Source organism: Exiguobacterium sp. B2(2022) (assembly GCF_028823655.1).
In the GTDB taxonomy this organism is placed as follows: Bacteria; Bacillota; Bacilli; order Exiguobacteriales; family Exiguobacteriaceae; genus Exiguobacterium; species Exiguobacterium aestuarii_A.
Genome location: NZ_JAPEHX010000132.1, coordinates 1 through 929, shown reverse-complemented (window position 1 = coordinate 929; position 929 = coordinate 1). Strand labels below are relative to the sequence as shown.

The following is a 929-nucleotide window of genomic DNA, read 5'->3' as shown; positions in this document are numbered from 1 at the left end:
ACGCCGCCGTTGTATTGAGCGCCATCGCAATGACTAGAATCCATACCGAAATTGGCATTTTATTGTTCACACCAAGTCCTCCTTTCATTCCTCTTTCACATCAAAAAAAATCGGCACAAATGGCCGAATCGACAAGATTTCCTTATCAAACCTAAACGAATGCCAAAGAAGTGTCAAGAAAAATTACTTATTATGAAGTTTTGTCATTTTTCATTTGTGATAGCATGAGCAAGGAAGGAGAGATGTTGAATGAATCCATTTGGTCAAAACCGATATCATACGTTGAACGAGGCGTATCGCCGAGAATATGGAGGAAAGGTGTTCAAAGTCCCGCTCGATGGCGGATTCACCTGTCCGAACCGTGACGGGCGCGTCTCAAAGGGAGGATGTACGTTCTGTTCAGACGACGGGAGTGGTGACTTTGCAGGAAATGCTTGCGATCCGATTCCCGTTCAGTTTGCCGAAGTAAAGGCTCGTCTTCACCAAAAGTGGAAGAACGCCAACTACATCGCTTATTTCCAAGCATTCAGTAACACGTACGCGCCGGTCGAACGGTTACGTGAGTTGTACGAACCTGCACTTCAAGAAGAAGGCGTCGTCGGTCTCTCGATTGCGACACGTCCGGACTGCTTGCCAGACGATGTCGTCGCCTATTTGGCAGAATTGAATGAACGTACGTCGCTTTGGGTGGAGCTCGGCCTTCAGACCATTCATGACACGACGGCGAAAAAAATCAATCGCGGACATGACTACGAGACATTTTTGAGCGGTCTTGCAAAACTTCGGCGCCACAACATCCGTGTCTGTGTTCATATCATCAACGGTTTACCCGGTGAAACACTAGAGATGATGCTCGACACAGCCCGAGAAGTTGCTAAAATGGACATACAAGGGATCAAGATCCATTTACTTCACGTCTTGAAACATAC

1 protein-coding gene is annotated in these 929 nt (G+C 46.8%); it reads left to right on the top strand.

Annotation, left to right across the window (positions count from 1 at the left end; all coding sequences use genetic code 11):
- Nucleotides 1–249: 249 nt before the first annotated feature.
- Nucleotides 250–929: TIGR01212 family radical SAM protein (locus ON063_RS14660; protein WP_274665628.1), on the top strand; the 680-nt coding region annotated here is incomplete at its 3' end.